Origin of the sequence: Microcoleus sp. PH2017_09_SFU_O_A (genome assembly GCF_020738625.1) — a bacterium.
GTDB lineage: Bacteria > Cyanobacteriota > Cyanobacteriia > Cyanobacteriales > Microcoleaceae > Microcoleus.
On the sequence record NZ_JAEQCF010000094.1, the window covers coordinates 16,048 to 35,746 of the forward strand.

The window sequence follows — 19,699 nt, forward strand, 5'->3', positions numbered from 1 at the left end:
GCCTTGTGCTCTAGCTGTAACTATTGCAGCGGCAAAAATACGGTCATCACCTCACCCTTTTGGGGGCGCTGGCGAATTACCAGCTTGCCGCCAGCAGCGCGAAATAAATTCTTAGTGACGCTCAAATTTAAGCTCAAACTTCCTGTCTCCGGCTGTACCATGAGCAAAGGCCCGATCGATCGCAAAGGAGCATTCGCCGATCCTCCAAAAGTCGATACGCCGTTACCTTCAGGTAAGTGTTCCGATTCTAACTGCAATTTTAATTGACTCCCTGCCAACGTCACCTCTACCTGAATGCGACTTCCCGATCGCAAAGTTCGAGTAAAATTCTCAATCAAATTAGTTAACACCTGATCCAACATCGTCGGATCGCTGACTACCGCCGGCAATTTTTGGGGCACAATCACTTCTAAAGTGTGGTTGCGCTGAATCGCTTGTTTTTGCCAGCGAGGAATGCTATTTTGGAGCACTTCACCGAGGGACATGGCTGTTAGCTGCAATGCGGAATTTTTAGCTTGCGACATTTCCATTTCCACGGCGCGGAAAATTAAACCGAAGCGATCGATCTGAGCGGTACACTCAGCATCGATGGTTTCCAAACGCTTCACCACCACTGGATCGAGTTTGGGGCGTTTCAGCAGCAACCGAGTCAGGGTGCGGATGGTGGCCAAAGGAGTGCGGACTTCGTGGGCGATCGCCTGTAGCAACTCCACCTCTTTAGTAGCGTGAGGAATTGCAGACTTGCACTTGATATCTTGCCTACCTTTCAGGCTATCCTCAACTCTTTCATCCTTGAGCCTGCCTGCTTCCTCTTTCCCAACAGGCAAATTATTTAACAACAAGCTGGTGAACAGCGCGACTGTTTGATATTTGGGAGCAACAGGCAAAAACTGCTGGAATAGCGCATCTAATTTATGAGTAGAATCGTGAGTAGAATTAGGAGTTAATTGGTGCGATCGCAAATTGAATCGACCGTCAGAATTAGCAAGCAAACATTCACTTTCAGTTACGCGGCGCCGCAAAACTTCCCAAGCTTTGGCGACGACTTGGGGGTCGAAGGAAAATAGAAAAGCCGGCATTCCCGCAGCATTTTCACCCAAAACCATCACCAGACTAAAACTAGCCGTTAAAACCACACAAAATTGTTCGTTCGCCAAAGGATCGCCGATCGCCAAAGCCAAAGTCGGGGCCGTCGCAGGCACGGATCTTTGCTTGTCAGCGGCCGGTAGCAAAGCTAAAGTTTGTCTAGCACGAAAAGACCACAAAGCTGCATCGTTGTCAGGAATACTGGTAAAAATCCAATTAGCAAAGCCCGAAGCCACCACCGGCTCAGTCAAAACCGAAGATGGGCCCGACAAAATCAATCCCTGACAGGAATTGGGGACGGGGGATGGGGAGAGACAGTGTGTTTGCTTCGCGAGCATTTGATTCAAAGTTGCGATCGCCCCGTACCATTCCTGTTCAGCTTTGGGCCGGGAAGCCGCACGACTCCCAGGACACTTCGGGCGGTTGTTTTCTCCAGCCAACTTCACATCAAACAGACTGAGGTCATTTTCTAAGGCCTCGGAGGCTAAAATCTCGCTGATTGTCGGTAAAAAGTAAGTATTCACAGTAGGTATAAACCCACCTTCACCAGGTATGAAGGATGAAGTATTTATTTATAGGAATGTTCAGGAGTAAAAATTCAAGCACCAGCAGAACCCAAAAATCCCGCATAATTTCTTGCGCTTTGCTCCTAACTCACAGGATATCCACATTTGTCAACTATCGTTATTGGCAGAACCGTACAAATTAAGTCGCAATCTCCGCGCTGCGGGCGATATTTTTGACGAACCCACCCGATCGCCCCGGCAAAAGTGCAAAATGGATGCAGTTAAACACCGTGCTTTCCTTATGCCCACCTCGATCGCCGACTCGAAAAATCTGTTGTCAGAGTTAATGGCACGCTACCGCAACCAAGTAGATTATCTAGCAATTCGACTCGAAGAAGCCGAAGGCACAGACATCCTGCTGCGGGGCGAAAAAATTGAAACCCTCAGCGAAGGAGTCTCAATTGGCGGCCAAGTCCGAGCTTGTCACAAAGGCGGCTGGGGCTTTGCCAGTTTTAACCGACTTTCCACCCTCGCCGAAAGAATCGAAGAAGCCATCGCCGCAGCCAAACTGATCGGCGAAGAAGAAACGATTCTCGCGCCAGTTACGCCAGTACAAGACATTTGCTTCCTGCCTTTGACAGGAACAGACCCCCGTCTGGTGCCGCTAATTGAGAAAAAGCAATTGTGCGATCGCTACGCAGCCATCCTACGCAGCATAGACCCCCGCATCGCCACCATCTCCGTGCGTTACGGCGACAGCACCCAGCGCACGATCCTCGCCACCTCCGAAGGCACGATGCTCGAACAAGGTTGGGCAGACATGGAAATGCGGTTTGCCGCCACAGCCCGCAGCGGGGAAACCGTACAAACCGGCCGCGAAACCACTGGTTCGCGGAAAGCTTACGAAGATTTAACCGAACTTGATACCCAAGTTCGCAGTGCCGCCCAGCGCGCGGTAGACTCCCTAGCCTTGCCCCCCGTCCAAGGCAACACCTACACCGTCGTCATCGACCCAATACTTAGCGGATTGTTCGTCCACGAAGCCTTCGGACACCTTTCAGAAGCTGACATGGCCTACGAAAATCCCGACATCTTGGAAATTATGACCCTCGGCCGCCAGTTCGGCCCGAAAAACTTGCAAATTTTCGACGGTGCTGCGCCACAGGGACACCGGGGCAGCTATTTCTATGACGATGAAGGGACTCCGGCGACTACGACTCAGTTAATTAAAGACGGCGCTTTAGTTGGGCGGCTGCACTCGCGGGAAACTGCGGGTAAGTTGGGAGAAACGCCTACGGGCAATGCTCGCTGTTTAAATTATCACTATCCGCCGATCGTCCGCATGACGAATACTTGGATCGAACGGGGCGATACGCCGGTTGCGGATTTATTTTCTGGTATCAAAGAGGGTGTTTTCGCGCGCAATTGGCAAGGCGGCATGACTAACGGCGAAATGTTTACTTTCAGCGCCGGCGAAGCTTGGATGATTCGCGATGGCAAACTGGACAATCCGGTGCGGGATGTAACTCTTTCGGGTAATGTTTTCAGCACTTTAGCGGATATTGAGGCGATCGGCGACGATTTCTACTGGGATGAATCCGGCGGCTGCGGGAAGGGAGGACAAAGCGGTTTACCCGTGGGCTGCGGCGGCCCGAGTTTGCGGATCCGGGATGTCGTGGTTGGCGGCGAAGCTGCGGAAGAGTAGAGCTTCAAAACCGTGGAATATCTACTAGGTAAAGCGCCAGATTCCTACTAGCGCTTTACCTATTTTTTTTGATCTAAAACCTGAAATTTTAGGGTGATATCATGTCTGGTTGCATGGAAATTATTTAACCGCAGAGAACACAGAGGACACAGAGGGAGAGAATAGAGATCTGAATACAGGACGATGCTACCGGATTTGATATGAATCGATCGTACCATTTTTGATTTTGATTGGGTTGACTGACGGTATCAGCATCAGTCGAGAAAGTCTCAAGACTCAAAAAGTCTGGTTTCTGCGATCGCGTGCGAGTCTCGGCGAGAACATCCCGGAGACGGCGAGGTTCTACAGCTTTGTGCATCGTTTTTGGTATCTTTAGCTGCTAATAGCAGTTGTTGCGATTTATTGAACTGATGTTCTGCAATTGAAAAGTTTGCTAGTTTTTGAGGAATCACAAGAGCGCTAACTAATAGCGTACTCAAACAAATTAACTTGATGGTAGTATTCATTGTGTTGTGTTTTTTTTTCAGAGATTTTTGCTCCCCGATCCAACATCGCTTCAGCCAATCTGGAAGTAATTGCGTTTAACTCTTCGTTTAAGAATGCCCTCATTACTTATTTATCTCCCTCGACAGAGTAGGGAAAAATACTCAAAGTAATCGGCCGATTTATTTTGCTTTGTTTAGCAAAAACATCCATTGTTTGGGTTTATCTCCCGCTGCCTCGTTCGGGCAAGGTATCTTTATCGTTATCTGCGTAAAATATCTGAGCGTTGGCTTGGACGGTCATAATTTCGGGAGCAGGTTTGTCTTGAGAGAAAAAGGTCGATCGGGTTTCTAAGCTTTGAGCGTTAACTGCTGTGCTACTCAGTAGCAGGGTTGACATCAGCATGGAAGAGTAAAGGCGCATCATAGAGTTCCGTGTCGTATTTTCTATTTCTTGATACGCAGCCTGTACTCTGCTATCAGGGCAAAAACAGGTAAAAAAAAAATTGAATTGCCGCGAAATCATCAATTGGTAATTGATGACCCATACATTTTTTTGAATTTTAGTCAAACGGGGTAAAACCCCTCGTTTCTCTCACTGTTTCAGTTGTAAGTTCAAGTTACCTACTAATTGCCGAAAACCACCAGCAGTCAAGGCTTCCCATCTTTTTGCGACACTCTTGCAACCAGGAAACGAAACCGTAAGTTATAAATATTTACGAGTCTTCAGATTAACTTCATAATTTATTGATATGGAGATGCAGCCTCGGATTAAAGACACAAAAACACAGTATCCTGGGTGCGGCTTGGGCACTCTATATATTTATATGTTGTTGAATCAGATTCCTGAAATTGTAGATATTTACGAGTTTTCAGATTAACTTCATAATTTATTGATATCGAGATGCAGCTTCGGATCGAAGACAAGCTAATGCCACATCAGAATGTCGCGCGTAACATAGGCTACGATCTGATTTGCGAATCTATGTATAGGAATAGAGAGTCGAGGGTTGACGAGTTATCCAAAACAACATCAGCTTGTTGGCACTTGTTAGCTAGCGGCATCTGGGCGTTAATCCGTGCATTAGCTCGATCGCAACTCAAGCCGTCTCGGTGCATCAGCCGTTGTAACTGCACTTCGGGCGAACAGTACACCACCCAAATTTCGGTACACAAGTCAGTCATGTTAGCTTCAAACAGCAGCGGCACTACCAATACCAAAGTCAACCTGTCAGTCTGGGCGCAGAAACCTGGTTTTTTTTCAACCACACTTGGTTCTAGTTCTCGATCGCCTTCCCAAAACCCGCTTTCTTGAGTTTTTGTACCTAATTCATCTGTGTCTGGGGATACCAGATTTAAGGCAGCAATGTAGCTTTGAGTTTCCTCCACTAACCGGCGGCGCACATAAGGGTGAATCTGTTGATCTAACCACTGCCGTTCGGCTGCGTTACAAAAAATAATATTTCCTAACTCGGGGCGGTTTAAATTGCCGTCGGGGAGCAAAATAACGGCGCCGTATCGTTCTACAATAGAGTCTAGTATTGGCGAACCTGGGTGCACAGCTTCGCGGGCGTAAATATCGGCATCTAAAATCGGAAATCCATAGGTATCTGTCAGATAATTAGATATAGCGGTTTTCCCGGTGGCGATGCCCCCAGTTAAGCCGATCGTGCGGACAATTCGATCGCTCATAATTTTCTCTGTTTAAACTCAACGGTGTTTCGACACTTACTGTCCGTATTTGCTATGTTGGTGACACAATTAAAATTAGACTTGAAATTGGGAATTGGCGATCGAGAGTTAGCCTTAGGAATGGTCAGCATGAGGGTGCGATCGACTGTTTTTTACCTAAAATCTCCATTTAAAACTTGAATTCAGGTCTAGATCGAGGCAAATTTTATGAAAGCTCAATCTGCTGTGCGATCGATTCTGGCAGCAATTCCCCTGGCTGGATTTTTGATATTAGATTTTTTCCCCAACCTGGTTTTCTTCAAAGAAGATAGCAGCGGATGGGTGATTGTGGCAATTTATCGCCAATCTCAAATTGCTGCGGCCGAGCCAATTATGGCAGCCCCAGACGGCACCGGAACCACCATCACCACGCCCGGTGCGTCGCCCTCTCGCTACGATATTACAGGTGGCACAAGTTCCAGAGACGGAGCAAATCTGTTCCACAGTTTTACTCGATTTGGTTTAAATTCTGGCGAAACTGCCAATTTCATCTCCAACCCAAACATTAAAAATATCCTCGGCCGCGTTGTCGGCGGCGACGCTTCCTTAATTAACGGTTTAATTCGAGTTACTGGTGGCAATTCTAACTTGTACCTAATGAACCCGGCAGGGATTATTTTTGGCAGTAATGCGCGACTCGACGTGCCCGGGTCTTTTGTGGCTACCACCGCTAGCAGTATCGGTTTTGACAGCGGCTGGTTCAACGGTACGGGGGCGAATAACTACGCGGGCCTAGTGGGAGCACCGAATACTTTTGCTTTTGGCGCACAGCCGGGGAGTATTGTCAATGCCGGTGACTTGGCTGTGGAAAACGGGCAGAGTTTGACTTTGCTGGGCGGTACTGTCATCAGTACGGGGAGACTTTCAGCGCCAGGCGGTCAAATTACGGTGGCGGCTGTCCCGGGCCAAAATCTGGTGCGGTTGAGTCAAAACGGACTTTTGCTGAGTTTAGAAGTTGCTCCGGCTGCGGGAGTGGCTGGTTCGGAAGCTCTGCCGTTTTCTCCTCTGAGTTTGCCAAAGCTACTCTCGGGTTCCGGCGTGGCTAGCGCTACTGGTATAACTACGAACGATCGCGGTGAAGTCGTACTTACGGGCGGCCAAACAGTAGCGGCAGGTGCTGGAACTGCTTTGGTATCGGGTGCTGCGGACGTGTCTGCCAGGGGGGGCGCGGGAGGTACTGTCAACGTGTTGGGCGACAAGGTAGGGCTGTTGTCCGCGAAGATTGAGGCTTCTGGGCCCGACGGCGGGGGAACGGTGCGGATCGGGGGAGATTACCGAGGCGAGGGAACTGTGCCGAATGCCAGAATGACTTACGTGGATGGCAAAAGTTCGATCGCAGCCAACGCCACTCGATCGGGTAACGGCGGCAGAGTTTTTGTCTGGGCGGACAACACAACAGCATTTTTGGGCCGCATCAGCGCAACGGGCGTTTCTGAATCGAACAGCAGCGGTGTTGGCGGGTTTGTGGAAATTTCGGGGAAGCAAAGATTGATGTTTAACGGCACTGTCGATACTTCCGGGACAAACGGTTTGGGGACTTTGCTGTTCGATCCTGAAAATATTTTAATTACAGATTCCTCAGAAGCTGCGGGGGATGCGGCAGTTATTGCTAACAGTAATATTTTGGCAACACAAACGCCTTCACCAGGGCAGCAAAACCAGGACGATTCTTCGCTGACTATTTCAAGAAGAGCTTTGGAAAGTATCTCGGGGACAACCAATGTGGTTCTGGAAGCCCTGAATGATATTAAAATTGCTGATTTGGCGGATAATAAGTTGAGCTTTGCCGCAACTACTGGATCCGTGACATTGAGAGCAGATGCCGATCGCAATGGTGCGGGTGTTTTTTCGATGAATGCTGGAGATACAATTAGCACTCGCGGAGGCGCGATCGCCCTGGAGGGAAGTCAAATTACTGCGGGCAATTTGTCCAGCAACGGCGGAAATATTAGTTTAATTAGTCCGGGGACAACCGTTGCAGCCAATGTTTCGGCATCGAATTCCAGCGGCGGCACAAGTGGCAATATTTTGCTCGAAGGCCTGAACGTCACAGCCCAAAAACTTGATGCTAGCGGTTCTAAATCGTCGGCAAATGTAACTTTGACGGCTCGGAATATTCTGGGAGTTAGTTCGATCGCCGGTGGTTCGGGAAACATTACTTTAACTGGTAATGAAATTAATTTGAAAGGGGACAAAAATTCGGTCAGCGGGACGGGCTTTTTGGTACTCCAACCTTGGAATCTCGGTCAAAATATTGCGATCGCTGGTTCTGGAGATGTCGGGACTAATACTTATTTGAATCTGACAGCAAGCGAGCTCGAAAATTTGCAAAATGGGTTTGCTGGAATTACGATCGGCCGCAGCAACGGTAGCGGTTCGATTCTGATTGCTAATAATTTCACATTTTACGATCCGCTAATTATTCAATCGCCGACGGGTTTGGGAACAATTACGAGCACAAGTTCCCTGACAGGGGCAGACAATGCCTCAATTACTCTGAAAGCTGAGGGCAATATCCGCATCGGAAATATCACTACCAACAATCAGGAAATTCGCATCAATAGCACAACCGGCAATGTGACTACGGCTGCGCTACGCACAGGAAGTCCCCCCAGCATCAACACGAATGTCAATTCTGCGAAAGTGCCGCGCACGTCGGGGGGAGATGTGAGCGTTACCGCCGAGGGTACGGTGACTGCTGGCGCGATCGACACTAGGGGCGATCGCGCGGGGAATGTGACGCTGACTGGCCGCGGCGGAGTCACTGTTAGCGCGATCGAAGCTGGCGGCTCGGAAACAGGTGGAAATATTACTCTGACAGGCAACGAAATTGACTTGACGGGCGGCAACAATTCGATCGCCAGCAACGGCAATCTGGTGCTGCAACCAATCGATCCGGCTCAAAATATGACGATCGCCGGTGCTGCTGAGACTGAGGCTTTGAACTTGACTGCTGCGGAATTCAACTCGCTGCGAAACGGGTTTGCTTCAATCGCGATCGGGCGTGCTGACGGTAGCGGCTCGATCGCGATTACTCCAGCAACCACAACGCCCAATTCAACGCCGGCGGTGACATTTCAAGATCCGACGACGATTCGATCGCCCTTGGGATCTGGTGCGATCGTGGGAACTGGTGCGATCGTGGGAACTGATAACGCTAGCATCGCTCTGATGGGCGGTAGTGTGGCAGTGGGAGACGTTACCTCGAATGCAGGGATTAATATCACTAGCAGTCAAGGTAATGTGACTGCTGGTACGGTTTCCTCTCGATCGGCAAATGGGACGGCGGGCAATATCAACATCCGCAGCGCGGGCTCGGTAGTCGTGGGCAATGTCAATGCTTTCGGTGCCTCAAGTGGCGGAGATATCTCGATCGTGGCGCCGGGCCGGATCGTGACAGGGGTGATCAATTCTAGTTCGCAGTCGGGAAGTGCCGGTTCGAGCAAGATTACCGGGCAGAAAGATGTTGAAGTTGTTTCCATCAAAGCTAATGGAAATACGGGCGGCGATGTGGCAATCCAGGCTGGGGGATTGTTCCGGGCTGCTGGAAGCGAAACGACGAGCGATCGCGCCAGCGTTAGCATTTCTACAGACGGACAGGTGCGATCGGGTTCGCTGACGCTGTTGCAAAGCACTTGCCCGTCGGGAAACTGCACAACCACGACTGTTGGGACAGGAAACTCGAAGTCGAACGCTACCTCCTCAACTACTGCTACCGCGCCCCTGTTGAGCCTGCCGAGTCCAGCACCAACTACCACTGTGGGATTAAAAAATACAGGCAATTCTCCACAAATTGTCACTCAGACTCCGAGCGTGTCTTCGCCCAAGAGCGGTACCGCAAATGTACCCTCAGGGTCTGCTACTGTGCCTGTTGAGGAACGGTCGAACGAGACTGCTGCCGGCTCTGTTTTGCTGTCGCAGTCGGTGTTAAAAAACAATGTGGGTGCGTCTAGTGCGACAGAAAACGGCGGTGGAGCAACTGCACAAAAACCTGGAAGTGGCAATACAGACAGTATCGCGAGTTTGAGGCTGCCTGAGATTTCTCGATCGACTTCGATCGCGCAAATAAGTCCGATCGACGCAGTGCAGCAAAGGGATAGAGCTCAGGGCCGGGAATTTGAACGTTACTTTGGTGGAAATCTCGATCAAAAGTCAATCACGCAGCAAAGTATCCGAGATACTCTCAGCAGCGTCAATCGCTTGACGGGAGTTAAACCGGCGATCGTTTACGTCTGGGTGAAAGACAAGAATTTAGAACTTGTGTTGTTATTGCCAGACGGCAAAAATGTGTTTAAAAGCGTGCCTGCAAGTCGCGAAACAGTGCTGCAAGTTGCTAAGGAATTCACTAATGCTATCAGAACTCCCAAAACATTGACTGGTTCTGATTACAAGCAACCTGCCCAGCAACTTTACCAGTGGTTAATTGCACCGATGCAAGCGGAATTGGATGCTAACAAAATTGACACCTTGGCGTTTTCGATGGATGCCGGTTTGCGAACTTTGCCTTTAGCTGCTTTGTTTGACGGCAAACAGTTTTTAGTAGAAAAGTATAGTTTGGGGCTGATTCCCAGTTTGAGTTTGACTGATACTCGCTATGCCGATGTTAAGGGTTCGGAAGTTTTGGCGATGGGTGCGTCGAAATTTCCCGAAAAATACGATCAAAATCCTTTACCTGCGGTGCCGCTCGAAATATCAACAATTGTGGGCAAGATTTGGCATGGTGCGTCTTTTCTCAACGAACGTTTTACGCTGGCAAATTTGAAGGAAAAACGCAATCAATCCCAATACAAAATTATTCACTTAGCTACTCACGGCGATTTTCAGCCTGGTGGTGCAGAAAATTCTTACATTCAGTTTTGGGATACTAAATTGCGGTTAAATCAGTTGGAAGAGTTGAAGTTATCTAACCCACAGGTGGAGTTGTTGGTTTTGAGTGCGTGCACTACGGCGGTGGGAGACGAACAGGCTGAGTTGGGGTTTGCGGGATTGGCGGTACACGCGGGGGTAAAATCGGCTTTGGCGAGTTTGTGGTATGTGTCAGATGCTGGAACTTTGGGGTTGATGACCGAGTTTTACCAGCAGTTGCGGACGGCGCCGATTAAGGCTGAGGCTTTGCGGCAAGCGCAGTTGGCGATGTTGCGCGGGGAAGTGCGGTTGCAGGATGGTTATTTGGTGCGATCGGGCAACAATCAAGCTCTGCCTTTGCCTGCGGAATTGACGGCTAGGGGCGATCGAAATTTGTCGCATCCGTATTATTGGGCCGCTTTTACAATGATTGGTTCGCCTTGGTAATTTTGAAGGAAGAGGGAAGAAGGAAGAAGGAAGAAGGAAGAAGGAAGAAGGAAGAAGGAAGAAGGAAGAAGGAAGAAGGAAGAAGGAAGAAGGAAGAAGGAAGAAGGAAGAAGAAATCCCTATCTACATATCGACAATTTTGCTGGCGACGCACCTTAGGAACGAAAATTTAATAACTTACACTCTTAAAAGTGGGATGGGCGTCCCGCCCGTCCTTTATAGACCAATACGGTTTACTTAACACTATTTATGCCCGGAGATCCCCTAAATCCCCCTTAAGAAGGGGGACTTTAAGAGCTTCTTGTCCCCCCCTTCCCAAGGGGGGTTAGGGGGGATCTGTCTTAAGTGAACCGTATTGCTTTATAGACGGGCGGGACGCCCATCCCACAATAATTAAAATTGTAAGTTATTTAATTCTCATTCCTTACCACAATGGTACGATCGGGAGCATCTCCGTTTTGCAAAAAGCATTTTTTAAACAGCGGACGCCAGGACGTACTACGAACCTTTTTTGTGATGCTAATCGACCGGGCATGATATGATATGACTCATCACTAATTGTTACCTGCTATCTGACTCAAGCGTTTGAGGATGCGGAGTACATCGTGTAGATTATTGGTGCGATTGCTAATTCCAAATAAATCAGATTTGGCATATCGCGGTGATTCTCCGTTGAGCAACTTGACAAAGATGAAACTGCCTCCTGTAGCAATCATGCCGTAACTCGGGCGATCGCGATTGGGATTGGCCAGCATATAAGCTAAGATTTGCGCCAGCCCCGCTTCAATGGAAAACGAAACTCGTTTCGATTCGATTACCATCAGCCACAATTGGTCTTTTAAAACTAAAGTATCCAGGCTACCTTTAATAATCACGCCTTCATCTTCTTCGGAAATTTCGACGGATTTTTCCGGTTTAATGTAAAATGGGTGCAGGTAAAACTCGCCGGTGAACAGTAGTGGAGAGACGATCGACAAACTGATGGTTTTTTCCAGCATCGGCGGATACTCTAGCAAGTTGAAGTAACCCGCTTTAATCTGATCTAGCTGTCGTTTCTGAAACTCTGTGATTTCTGGTAACTCCTCTTGCCATTCCGGGAAAAATTGGTCGTCTGTGACAAGTTGCAGGTTAAAAAGTGTTTTTAATTCTTCTAGCGTGACATTTTTAGCTTGAATAGTTTGAACCATAATTTCCTAGCCTTTATTTTATAGATATTTACAATTTTATCAAATTCCTCTACAACCAAATTGGTTCGTAGTGAGGACTTCAGTCCTTCTTTTTATGAGGACTAAAGTCCTCACTACGAACCGAAGATAGGCGAAGTTATAGTTTAATCTTACTAATTCCAAATTTTTTGTAGATTCAGAACAAATCCCGGCAAAACCTCTTCCCCAGAAAGGGTGAGAGGAGATTGTAAAACTTCAACTGGTTGACCGGGGCGATAAATTTCTACTTCTCGTTTTTTGCGGTTAATCAGCCAACCCAAACGGCAGCCATTTTCCATATATTCTTGCATTTTTGCCTGCGTCTTGTTCAAGCTGTCACTCGGAGAAAGAAACTCGATGACAAAATCAGGACAGAGGGGGATAAATTTGTCTCTTTGTTCGGGTGTCAAAGCTTCCCACCGCGATTTTTCGACCCAGGAGACATCGGGAGAGCGATCGGCTTTACTGGGCAGAGTAAACCCTGTGGAGGAATCAAACACTTCTCCGAGTTCGGTTCGATCGTTCCACGTCCAGATTTGAGCATTCGCTGTTGAGTTGCGTTTCCCTGTTTCTCCTCCGGTTGGCGGCATGACAATTAATTCTCCGTTGGCGTTGCGTTCTAGTTTCAATTCTGGGTGTTCTTCGCACAGTTGGTAGAACTGTTCGGAAGTTAGTTTGACAATGGAATTGAGATTTAAGGTGATAGCAGTCATGATTATTTACCTGCTGTGTATATGAACTAGATTAAGAACTAAAAATGGGATGATTCATTTTTAATTCTTAATTTTTAATTCTTAACTTCTAATTCTACTGCAATTGTTGGATGCGCTTGAGGGCATCTTGATATGCAGTTGTTCTGCCGCCTTGCTTGTAAAGTTCCGCTGCTTTTTGAAAGTCGGCAATTGCTTTGGCTTTGTCTTCTGTCAGGTAAGCTAAAGCTCGGTTGTAGTAGGCGTCGGCAAAACCGGGATTGGCTGCGATCGCACTCGTGTATGCTTGAATAGCGGTTCCACCGCGGGTGGGGTCGGGTTGTGGCAAGCCGGCAGTAATGAAAGTGCGGGCATTGCCGATATTAAAATGCAATTCTGGGCTGTATTTAGGATTGAAAGTGAGTGCTTTGTTGAAATCGGCGATCGCCTCCCAAGCCTCTCCCTGATCTAAGCGCGAAAGCCCTCGAAAATAATAGGCTTGGGCATCTTTTGGGTTAACGGTGGATACCGGGCCGATAGTTGTGGGAGTATTGTCTACTTTCAACTCGGATTTGTTGATTCCCGCCGCCACCAGTTTGGCGATAAAAGTATTAATGGGAACTGCTGCATTAAATCCTGTTTTAATTGGGGCGACTTCCCCGTTACTGATTTGGGCAAAACCGAATTCCCCTTGTCCGTGCAAACCGATGACTCGGGCTTCAGAGTCGAAAACTGGCCCGCCACTCATGCCACTCCAAGTGACGGCTTGATACCGCAAAGTGTAACCTTCCCGGCGATCGCGCGGGCGGCTGGTAACGAGTCCGGGAGACATTTCTGGTTCTCGTTCGGCCCCAAAGAGTCCGCCCGTAGCGGGATAGCCGTAAACGAAGATTTGAGTGCCGATGACGGCTTTGTCAGAATCGGCTAGCGTCGCCACTGGATATTCTTCGGGACTTTCAAATTTGACTACTGCTAAATCCGGATCTGTTGGGGCTGTTTGCAAGCGGGTGACGTTGCTTACTTGATAGTTTTTGCCCGCCGACGTGCGAACGGTGTATTTCACGTCTGCTTTTTCTACGACGTGATTGACTGTTAAAACTGTGTAAGTTTTGCCGTTTTTGGCAATAATTACCCCGGAACCGTCTCCGAGGGAACTATTGATTTGTACTGTCAGCGGCCCGGCGATGCTGGCGACTTCTTGGGGAGTTTTGGCGATCGCCGGTTGGCTGATGACTATGGTTAAGGCTGCGGTGGTTCCTGCTAGCAAGGTGGTTAAGGTGTCATAACGAGAAAAATTCATATTCATGGCTGTTGCTAATTGGTAGTTTGGTATGGGAGTTCGCTGCGGTTGGTGGTTTGGGCTTTTTTGGTTTTTAGTTTGATTAATGTTTTGACGCTATTGGCGATCGGCTTTGTTATTTACTGATAATTTTACTCGCTTTTTTGTTCCGCGATTTCCTATCTAGACATTCAGTTGTAAGGTATGTCAGGCTTGCAATGTCTACAATAAATTAGGCTTGGCCTTTGACGAACCCTACTCACTATGGATGATTCATTGCTATGTGGTAGCTTGTTCGCTAATTGTTGGATGCAAAAGTAGAAGCGGTACGTTGTTGGGCTTTAGCCCTGAAAGAGCGCCCAAGCGCAACTACGTACCTTTGAAAGAGCGCTGAAGCGCAACTACGTACCTTCAAGAGCGCTCAAGCGCAACTACGTACCTTCAAGAGCGCTCAAGCGCAACTACGTACCTTCAAGAGCGCAACTATGTAATTTGATGTTTTGTGGCCCATTGGACGATCGCCTCAGTCAACCCATCTAATGTATATTCTGTCGCTTCTACGTCTAACTTGCCCAATAAATTCTGGCAGCTTTTGGAGGTTTCCGGGCCGATGGATGCGATACAAACTTTTTCTAGCCAATCCTGAGATAAGGAGAATTCGGGAGTTGTTTCGAGGAGGTGGCAAAAGTTATGTACGGTTTTGGAACTGGCAAAGGTTATGATATCTACGGCTTGATTCTGGAGTGCGGCTAGGGCGATCGGATCGATTGTTTCGGGACAGCAAGATTGGTACGCTGGTACTTCGATTACTTGCGCTCCTTTGGCGGTGAATTCTTTGACTAAAACTTCTCTTCCCCCACTTTCTACTCTGGGAAATAAGATTTTGCAGTTTTGCAAATTGTCGGGGAAGTTTTCGACTAGGGAATCGGCGACAAAGTTGGGGGGAATAAAGTCGGGTTGTAGCGAGTGCGATCGCAAACTTTCTGCTGTCTTTTTCCCAACTACTGCTATTTTAATGCCAAACAAGCTCCGCGCGTCTTTGCCTTTTGCTTGCAATCGTTGAAAAAACCAGTCTACGGCGTTGTGGGAAGTGAGGATTAACCAGTGAAAGCTTGACATTTGCCCGATCGCGCTATCCAACGGTTCCCAACTTGAAGGCGCACCAATTACTAAGGCTGGCATTTCGATCGCGCGGGCACCCAGTTGCTGGAGTCGATCGCTAAATTGACCAGACTGGGAGGCCGCGCGGGTGACTAAAATCGTTTTTCCGGCTAGCGGTTGGCTGTGGTTAGCGGTGACAGGTGTATGGCTCATGTTTGTGCTTTCTGGCCAGATTAAAAATTCGCGCAATCTAACTACTTCGCCAATGACGATGACGCAAGGCGAGAGAGATTCACCTGTTGTTTGTTGTACAATGTCGGAGAGCGTGCCGATCCAGATTTGCTGTTCGGGGCGGCCGCAATCTCGGATAATGGCGATCGCAGTTTCGGGCGATCGTCCGTGTTTTTGTAATTGCCAGACTATCTCGCTTAAATTGCGCCCTCCCATCAAGATTACCAGAGTTTCTATCCGCACTAAAGCTTCCCATTCCAGCGCATCAGGTTCGTGGGCGCTCATCACTGCAAAACAGCGGCTCATCACCGGATCTGTGAGGGGAATTCCTGCTAGCAAAGGTGCCGCAAATGCTGACGAGATTCCCGGCACAACTTCAAATTCGCAGCCTGCTATAATTAATGCTTGAATCTCGGAACTGGAGCGACCAAAAATAAATGGATCGCCACTTTTAAGTCTCACTACTTGTTTGCCAAGTTGGCAATGTTCTACCAGCAAACGGTTAATTTCTTGCTGCTGGGTGGAAGGTTTGCCACCGCGTTTCCCTACTTCTATTTTCTGACAAGTGACTGGAATTAATGCGAGTTGCGGGATGTCGATGAGTGCGTCGTAGATTAAGACTTCGGCTTGGGAGAGCAGTTTTTGCGATCGCACTGTCATCAAGTTACAATCTCCGGGCCCCCCACCGACTAGATAAACTTTTCCTTTTGAGTTTTTCATAAGTCATCCTCGATAGTATAATTTAAGGAAGAAGGAAGAAGGAAGAAGGAAGAAGGAAGAAGGAAGAAGGAAGAATGAGCAATTATGAAATAACAAATACTAATGCCCAATCCCTCCGCTTCGCTCCGCCCAATGCCCTGTTTGACCAATGCCCTGTTTGGCCAATCCCCAATCCCCAATCCCCAATCCTTAACCAAAAATCCTATATTTATGCAGATTATCACCATCACGGCCGCCGATGCAAATTACTTTGAACTGGTGCGAGGTACTATTTTATCGGTGCGGGAAAAACCAGAGGGCGCTAATGTGGCGATCGGCTTTTTCGATCTCGGCTGCACTCCCGAACAATTGGAGTGGCTGGAAACACAAGTTAATATTATTCAAAAACCCGATTGGGAGTTCAGTTTTCCCGGCAAAAATGAAGCACCTCACTATCTCAAAGGACTTTTAGCTCGTCCGTTTCTGCGCCGTTACTTCCCCAATTTTGACATCTACCTGTGGATAGATGCTGATGCTTGGGTGCAGGATTGGCAAGCTGTGGAATTATTCGTAAAAGGCGCGGCAAAACGGGGTTTAGCAGTTGTTCCAGAATTAGATAGAGGCTATTATTTAGCTTATGGCAAATTGCCTTGGTACTGGGAATTTGTTGATCGCGATTATCAAGCAGCTTTTGGGGAAGAAGTTGCCAAACAATTGCACAGCTATCCAACTATCAATGCAGGTATCTTTGCGCTGCACAAAGATGCGCCGCATTGGGAACTTTGGGCGGAATATCTGGATGAGGGATTGCAGCGGCACGTTTCTTTGATGACTGACCAAATAGCGTTAAATCGGCTCGTTTACGGTACTGAAATGTTCGATCGCACAGAGATGCTGCCGGCTGGGTGCAATTGGAGCTGCAACTTCGGTTTGCCCGTCTGGGACAAGCAGCGACGCTGTTTTGTGGAGCCGTATTTGCCGCACGGGGCGATCGGCATTCTGCACATCACAGGTCACAAGCACGACTTGGTAAAATTAGCAACAACCGACGGGAATCAAATAGAAATTAGTCTCCGCTACCAACCGATTCAACCGCCAGTATCCCCACAATTAAAATCAGAAAAAATGACAGTACAACCACCATCTCAAATTCAAAATAATACATTACCTGTCGGAGATTACGTCTCGCCCGAACTAAAAATTATTCTCCCAGATGCGTACTTTCCCAACATGATTGTGGGCGATACTAATACTTGTCCGTGGCCGTATCTGCGCCGGGAAATCAAGCACAATTGGTATGTCGATCGCCGTGCTAGTTCAGTCGGATTTCTCAGTCGCGACGAAGCACACATCCTTTACAATACAGCCCTGCAATTTTCAGGTAAAAAAGCCTTAGAAATCGGCTGCTGGCTGGGTTGGTCTGCTTGTCACTTAGCACTCGCCGGAGTTGAGTTAGATGTCGTCGATCCGCTATTAGAAAGAGATGATATTAGACAAAGCGTAATAGATTCAATTCAAGGCGCTCTCAATGCGTCTGGCGTGCAAACTTCCGTTGAACTCATACCCGGTTACAGCCCCCAAAGAGTAGAGCAATTAGCAAAGGATTTGAACCGGAAATGGTCGTTAATTTTTATTGACGGAGAACACGAAGGTGATGGGCCGTTAAATGATGCGATCGCCTGCGAAAAATTGGCAGAAGAAGATGCAATAATTTTATTTCACGATTTAGCTGCTCCGGCTGTTGCTAAGGGTTTAGATTACTTGAAACAACAGGGTTGGCAAACGATAGTATATCAAACAATGCAAATTATGGGTGCAGCTTGGCGGGGGAATGTCGAGCCTGTAAAACATCAACCCGATCCTAATATTTATTGGGATTTGCCAGCACATTTGCAGGGTTATGAAATTAGCAGTTTAAACGGTATTGATTCGACCCCATACAGTAAAAAAAATAAACAAAAACAGTCATCTTATACAAGAGATTTCTACGAATTAATAGGAGAAGGAACTCGCAGTTCTGCTATAGAAATTATTCCCCTGCTGTTAGACTTGCTGCAACCAAATTTACCTAAAAGTGTAGTGGATGTGGGCTGCGGTACGGGAAGTTGGTTGGCTGCTTTTCATAAATTGGGAATTGCTGACTGTTTGGGAATAGATGGCGATTATGTCGATCGCACTCTTTTACAAATTCCTTTAAATCAGTTCCAATCCGCCGATTTAAAGCAACCGCTGCAATTAAAAAGAAAGTTTGACTTAGCAATTTCTCTAGAAGTTGCAGAACATTTACCAGGTACCTGTGCTGAAACCTTTGTTAATTCTCTCACTAAACTAGCACCAGTAATTTTGTTTTCGGCTGCGATACCGTTTCAAGGAGGCGTCGAACACGTTAACGAACAGTGGCCGCAATATTGGGTAAATTATTTTCATACAAAAGGTTTTGCAGTCGTGGATTGCTTGAGGAGAAAAATATGGAACAATGACAAAGTAGAGCCTTGGTACGCTCAGAATATATTTATTTTTGTTAAACAAGAATATTTATCGAGATATCCAATGTTAGAAAGTGAATATCAAAACACGGATTTGAATCAATTAGCGATTGTACATCCCAAGATTTATTTTTATAGCTTGCAAGCTGCTCAAAAGTCAGCCCAAACAGAAAGTTTCAGGCAAATTTCTGCATCCCAGCAATTGGAAAATCGACCGTTGGTATCTGTGATTGTTCCCTGCTACAATCAATCTCACTTTTTGCCACAAGCGGTAACTAGCGCAATTAAGCAAACTTACAAAAATTTGGAAATTATCATTGTCAATGATGGCAGCTTAGATACTACAAGCACAGTTGCCAAAAATTTAATAGCAGCAAATCCCCAGCATAAAATCAGGCTGGTAGAACAAACAAATCAAGGGCTGTCTCTGGCAAGAAATGCGGGAATAGCAGCAGCAAATGGTGAATACATCATGCCTTTGGATGCCGACGATATTTTAGCTGAAAATGCCTTAAATAGTCTTTTAGAAATATGCTTAAAATCTCATGTACCTTGTGTAGCATTTGGTTCTTATCAAATGTTTGGCACAGAAAATCGCATAGTACCGAGTAGCGATTTGTATTCGCCGGAAAACATCAAGCACTCTAACATGATTCACCCGTCTTCACTGTATCACAAATCTATTTTGGATTTAGTGGCAGGTTATAAAATTGGGATGAAAGAAGGTTACGAAGATTGGGAATTTTGGGTCAATTGTCACAGACATAATATCCCATTTTTCGGAACGAAAGAAGTAGTTGTCAATTATCGGCGTTCCCAGGGTTCTATGTTGGAAAAAGCTCAGCAACATCATGAAAAGTTGGTAGCACAAATTGTTTGTTACAACCGGGATATTTATGATATTGAAAGCGTGAAGAATGCTGAGAAATTCTTGGAAGCAATCGCAAATTAATCTTTTTTATCTGGTAGGGTGCGTCGCTGCTATATTTTTGATTTTCATTGCAGATTGTCGAGTGCGACGCACTCTACATTATCTATCGGTGGATTGAAATTGTAATTTCAACCTACATTTTATTTGTAGGGGCGGGTTCGCCAACCATACATAATAATCACCGACAATTAATATAAACCCGCCCCCGCCCCACCGTAAATCTGAATGTACATTAATATTGTTTGTTGGGTGAGGGCGGGTTTTTGAAATTGTTAG

The 19,699-nt window shown here is 47.2% G+C and carries 13 protein-coding genes; 5 read left to right on the plus strand and 8 right to left on the minus strand.

What is annotated here, in order from left to right:
* Positions 1–20 precede the first annotated feature (20 nt).
* Positions 21–1,610, minus strand: a complete 1,590-nt coding sequence (locus tag JGK16_RS27920; protein WP_293193327.1) for a HAMP domain-containing sensor histidine kinase — start codon at positions 1,608–1,610, stop codon at positions 21–23.
* A gap of 283 nt (positions 1,611–1,893) precedes the next feature.
* Here JGK16_RS27920 and JGK16_RS27925 point away from each other — a divergent pair, with 283 nt between their 5' ends.
* A complete protein-coding gene (locus JGK16_RS27925; RefSeq protein ID WP_293193339.1) occupies positions 1,894–3,297 on the plus strand; it encodes a TldD/PmbA family protein in 1,404 nt (467 codons plus the stop codon).
* A 269-nt stretch (positions 3,298–3,566) separates the two neighbouring features.
* On the opposite strand, the gene JGK16_RS27930 is transcribed toward JGK16_RS27925, so the two are convergent.
* The 3 genes from JGK16_RS27930 to coaE form a co-directional block, all read right to left on the minus strand.
* Positions 3,567–3,803, minus strand: coding sequence for a hypothetical protein (locus JGK16_RS27930; RefSeq protein WP_293193328.1), 237 nt, complete (start codon positions 3,801–3,803; stop codon positions 3,567–3,569).
* A gap of 199 nt (positions 3,804–4,002) precedes the next feature.
* Entirely contained in the window at positions 4,003–4,206 is a 204-nt protein-coding gene (locus JGK16_RS27935; protein ID WP_293185738.1) for a hypothetical protein, read from the minus strand.
* A gap of 536 nt (positions 4,207–4,742) precedes the next feature.
* Complete coding sequence (gene coaE, locus JGK16_RS27940; RefSeq protein WP_293185739.1) at positions 4,743–5,471, minus strand: dephospho-CoA kinase; 729 nt, start codon at positions 5,469–5,471, stop codon at positions 4,743–4,745.
* 54 nt (positions 5,472–5,525) lie between these two features.
* Between coaE and JGK16_RS27945 the strand changes: the two genes are divergently transcribed.
* From JGK16_RS27945 to JGK16_RS27955, 3 genes are read left to right on the plus strand one after another with little or no spacing between them, the layout of a single operon-like run.
* Positions 5,526–5,651 carry a hypothetical protein gene (locus JGK16_RS27945; protein WP_293203537.1) on the plus strand — a complete coding sequence of 42 codons (126 nt, stop codon included), beginning with the start codon at positions 5,526–5,528 and terminating at the stop codon, positions 5,649–5,651.
* Between the two features lie 27 nt (positions 5,652–5,678).
* Entirely contained in the window at positions 5,679–10,802 is a 5,124-nt protein-coding gene (locus JGK16_RS27950) for a CHAT domain-containing protein (protein ID WP_293193332.1), read from the plus strand.
* Positions 10,796–10,975, plus strand: a complete 180-nt coding sequence (locus JGK16_RS27955; protein ID WP_293185742.1) for a hypothetical protein — start codon at positions 10,796–10,798, stop codon at positions 10,973–10,975. The genes JGK16_RS27950 and JGK16_RS27955 overlap by 7 nt, the downstream gene beginning before the upstream one ends.
* A gap of 381 nt (positions 10,976–11,356) precedes the next feature.
* On the opposite strand, the gene JGK16_RS27960 is transcribed toward JGK16_RS27955, so the two are convergent.
* From JGK16_RS27960 to cobA, 4 genes are all read right to left on the minus strand, one after another.
* A complete protein-coding gene (locus JGK16_RS27960; protein WP_293185743.1) occupies positions 11,357–11,989 on the minus strand; it encodes a restriction endonuclease subunit R in 633 nt (210 codons plus the stop codon).
* Between the two features lie 152 nt (positions 11,990–12,141).
* Positions 12,142–12,720 (minus strand): Uma2 family endonuclease, encoded by a 579-nt coding sequence (locus JGK16_RS27965; RefSeq protein ID WP_293185745.1) that lies wholly within the window; start codon positions 12,718–12,720, stop codon positions 12,142–12,144.
* A 94-nt stretch (positions 12,721–12,814) separates the two neighbouring features.
* Positions 12,815–14,002, minus strand: coding sequence for a tetratricopeptide repeat-containing serine protease family protein (locus JGK16_RS27970; RefSeq protein ID WP_293185746.1), 1,188 nt, complete (start codon positions 14,000–14,002; stop codon positions 12,815–12,817).
* 456 nt (positions 14,003–14,458) lie between these two features.
* The gene (gene cobA, locus JGK16_RS27975; protein WP_293193335.1) at positions 14,459–16,027 is read right to left on the minus strand and encodes a uroporphyrinogen-III C-methyltransferase; all 1,569 of its coding nucleotides are present in this window, start codon (positions 16,025–16,027) and stop codon (positions 14,459–14,461) included.
* Positions 16,028–16,129: 102 nt separating this feature from the next.
* Here cobA and JGK16_RS27980 point away from each other — a divergent pair, with 102 nt between their 5' ends.
* Positions 16,130–19,444 (plus strand): glycosyltransferase, encoded by a 3,315-nt coding sequence (locus JGK16_RS27980; RefSeq protein WP_293193337.1) that lies wholly within the window; start codon positions 16,130–16,132, stop codon positions 19,442–19,444.
* The last annotated feature ends 255 nt before the right edge of the window (positions 19,445–19,699 follow it).

Coding starts and splice junctions, on each gene's coding strand:
- JGK16_RS27925 (WP_293193339.1), top strand. CDS start 1,894: ATGCCCACCTCGATCGCCGACTCGAAAAATCTGTTGTCAGAGTTAATG.
- JGK16_RS27930 (WP_293193328.1), bottom strand. CDS start 3,803: ATGAATACTACCATCAAGTTAATTTGTTTGAGTACGCTATTAGTTAGC.
- JGK16_RS27935 (WP_293185738.1), bottom strand. CDS start 4,206: ATGATGCGCCTTTACTCTTCCATGCTGATGTCAACCCTGCTACTGAGT.
- coaE (WP_293185739.1), bottom strand. CDS start 5,471: ATGAGCGATCGAATTGTCCGCACGATCGGCTTAACTGGGGGCATCGCC.
- JGK16_RS27945 (WP_293203537.1), top strand. CDS start 5,526: ATGTTGGTGACACAATTAAAATTAGACTTGAAATTGGGAATTGGCGAT.
- JGK16_RS27950 (WP_293193332.1), top strand. CDS start 5,679: ATGAAAGCTCAATCTGCTGTGCGATCGATTCTGGCAGCAATTCCCCTG.
- JGK16_RS27960 (WP_293185743.1), bottom strand. CDS start 11,989: ATGGTTCAAACTATTCAAGCTAAAAATGTCACGCTAGAAGAATTAAAA.
- JGK16_RS27965 (WP_293185745.1), bottom strand. CDS start 12,720: ATGACTGCTATCACCTTAAATCTCAATTCCATTGTCAAACTAACTTCC.
- JGK16_RS27970 (WP_293185746.1), bottom strand. CDS start 14,002: ATGAATATGAATTTTTCTCGTTATGACACCTTAACCACCTTGCTAGCA.
- cobA (WP_293193335.1), bottom strand. CDS start 16,027: ATGAAAAACTCAAAAGGAAAAGTTTATCTAGTCGGTGGGGGGCCCGGA.
- JGK16_RS27980 (WP_293193337.1), top strand. CDS start 16,130: ATGCCCAATCCCTCCGCTTCGCTCCGCCCAATGCCCTGTTTGACCAAT.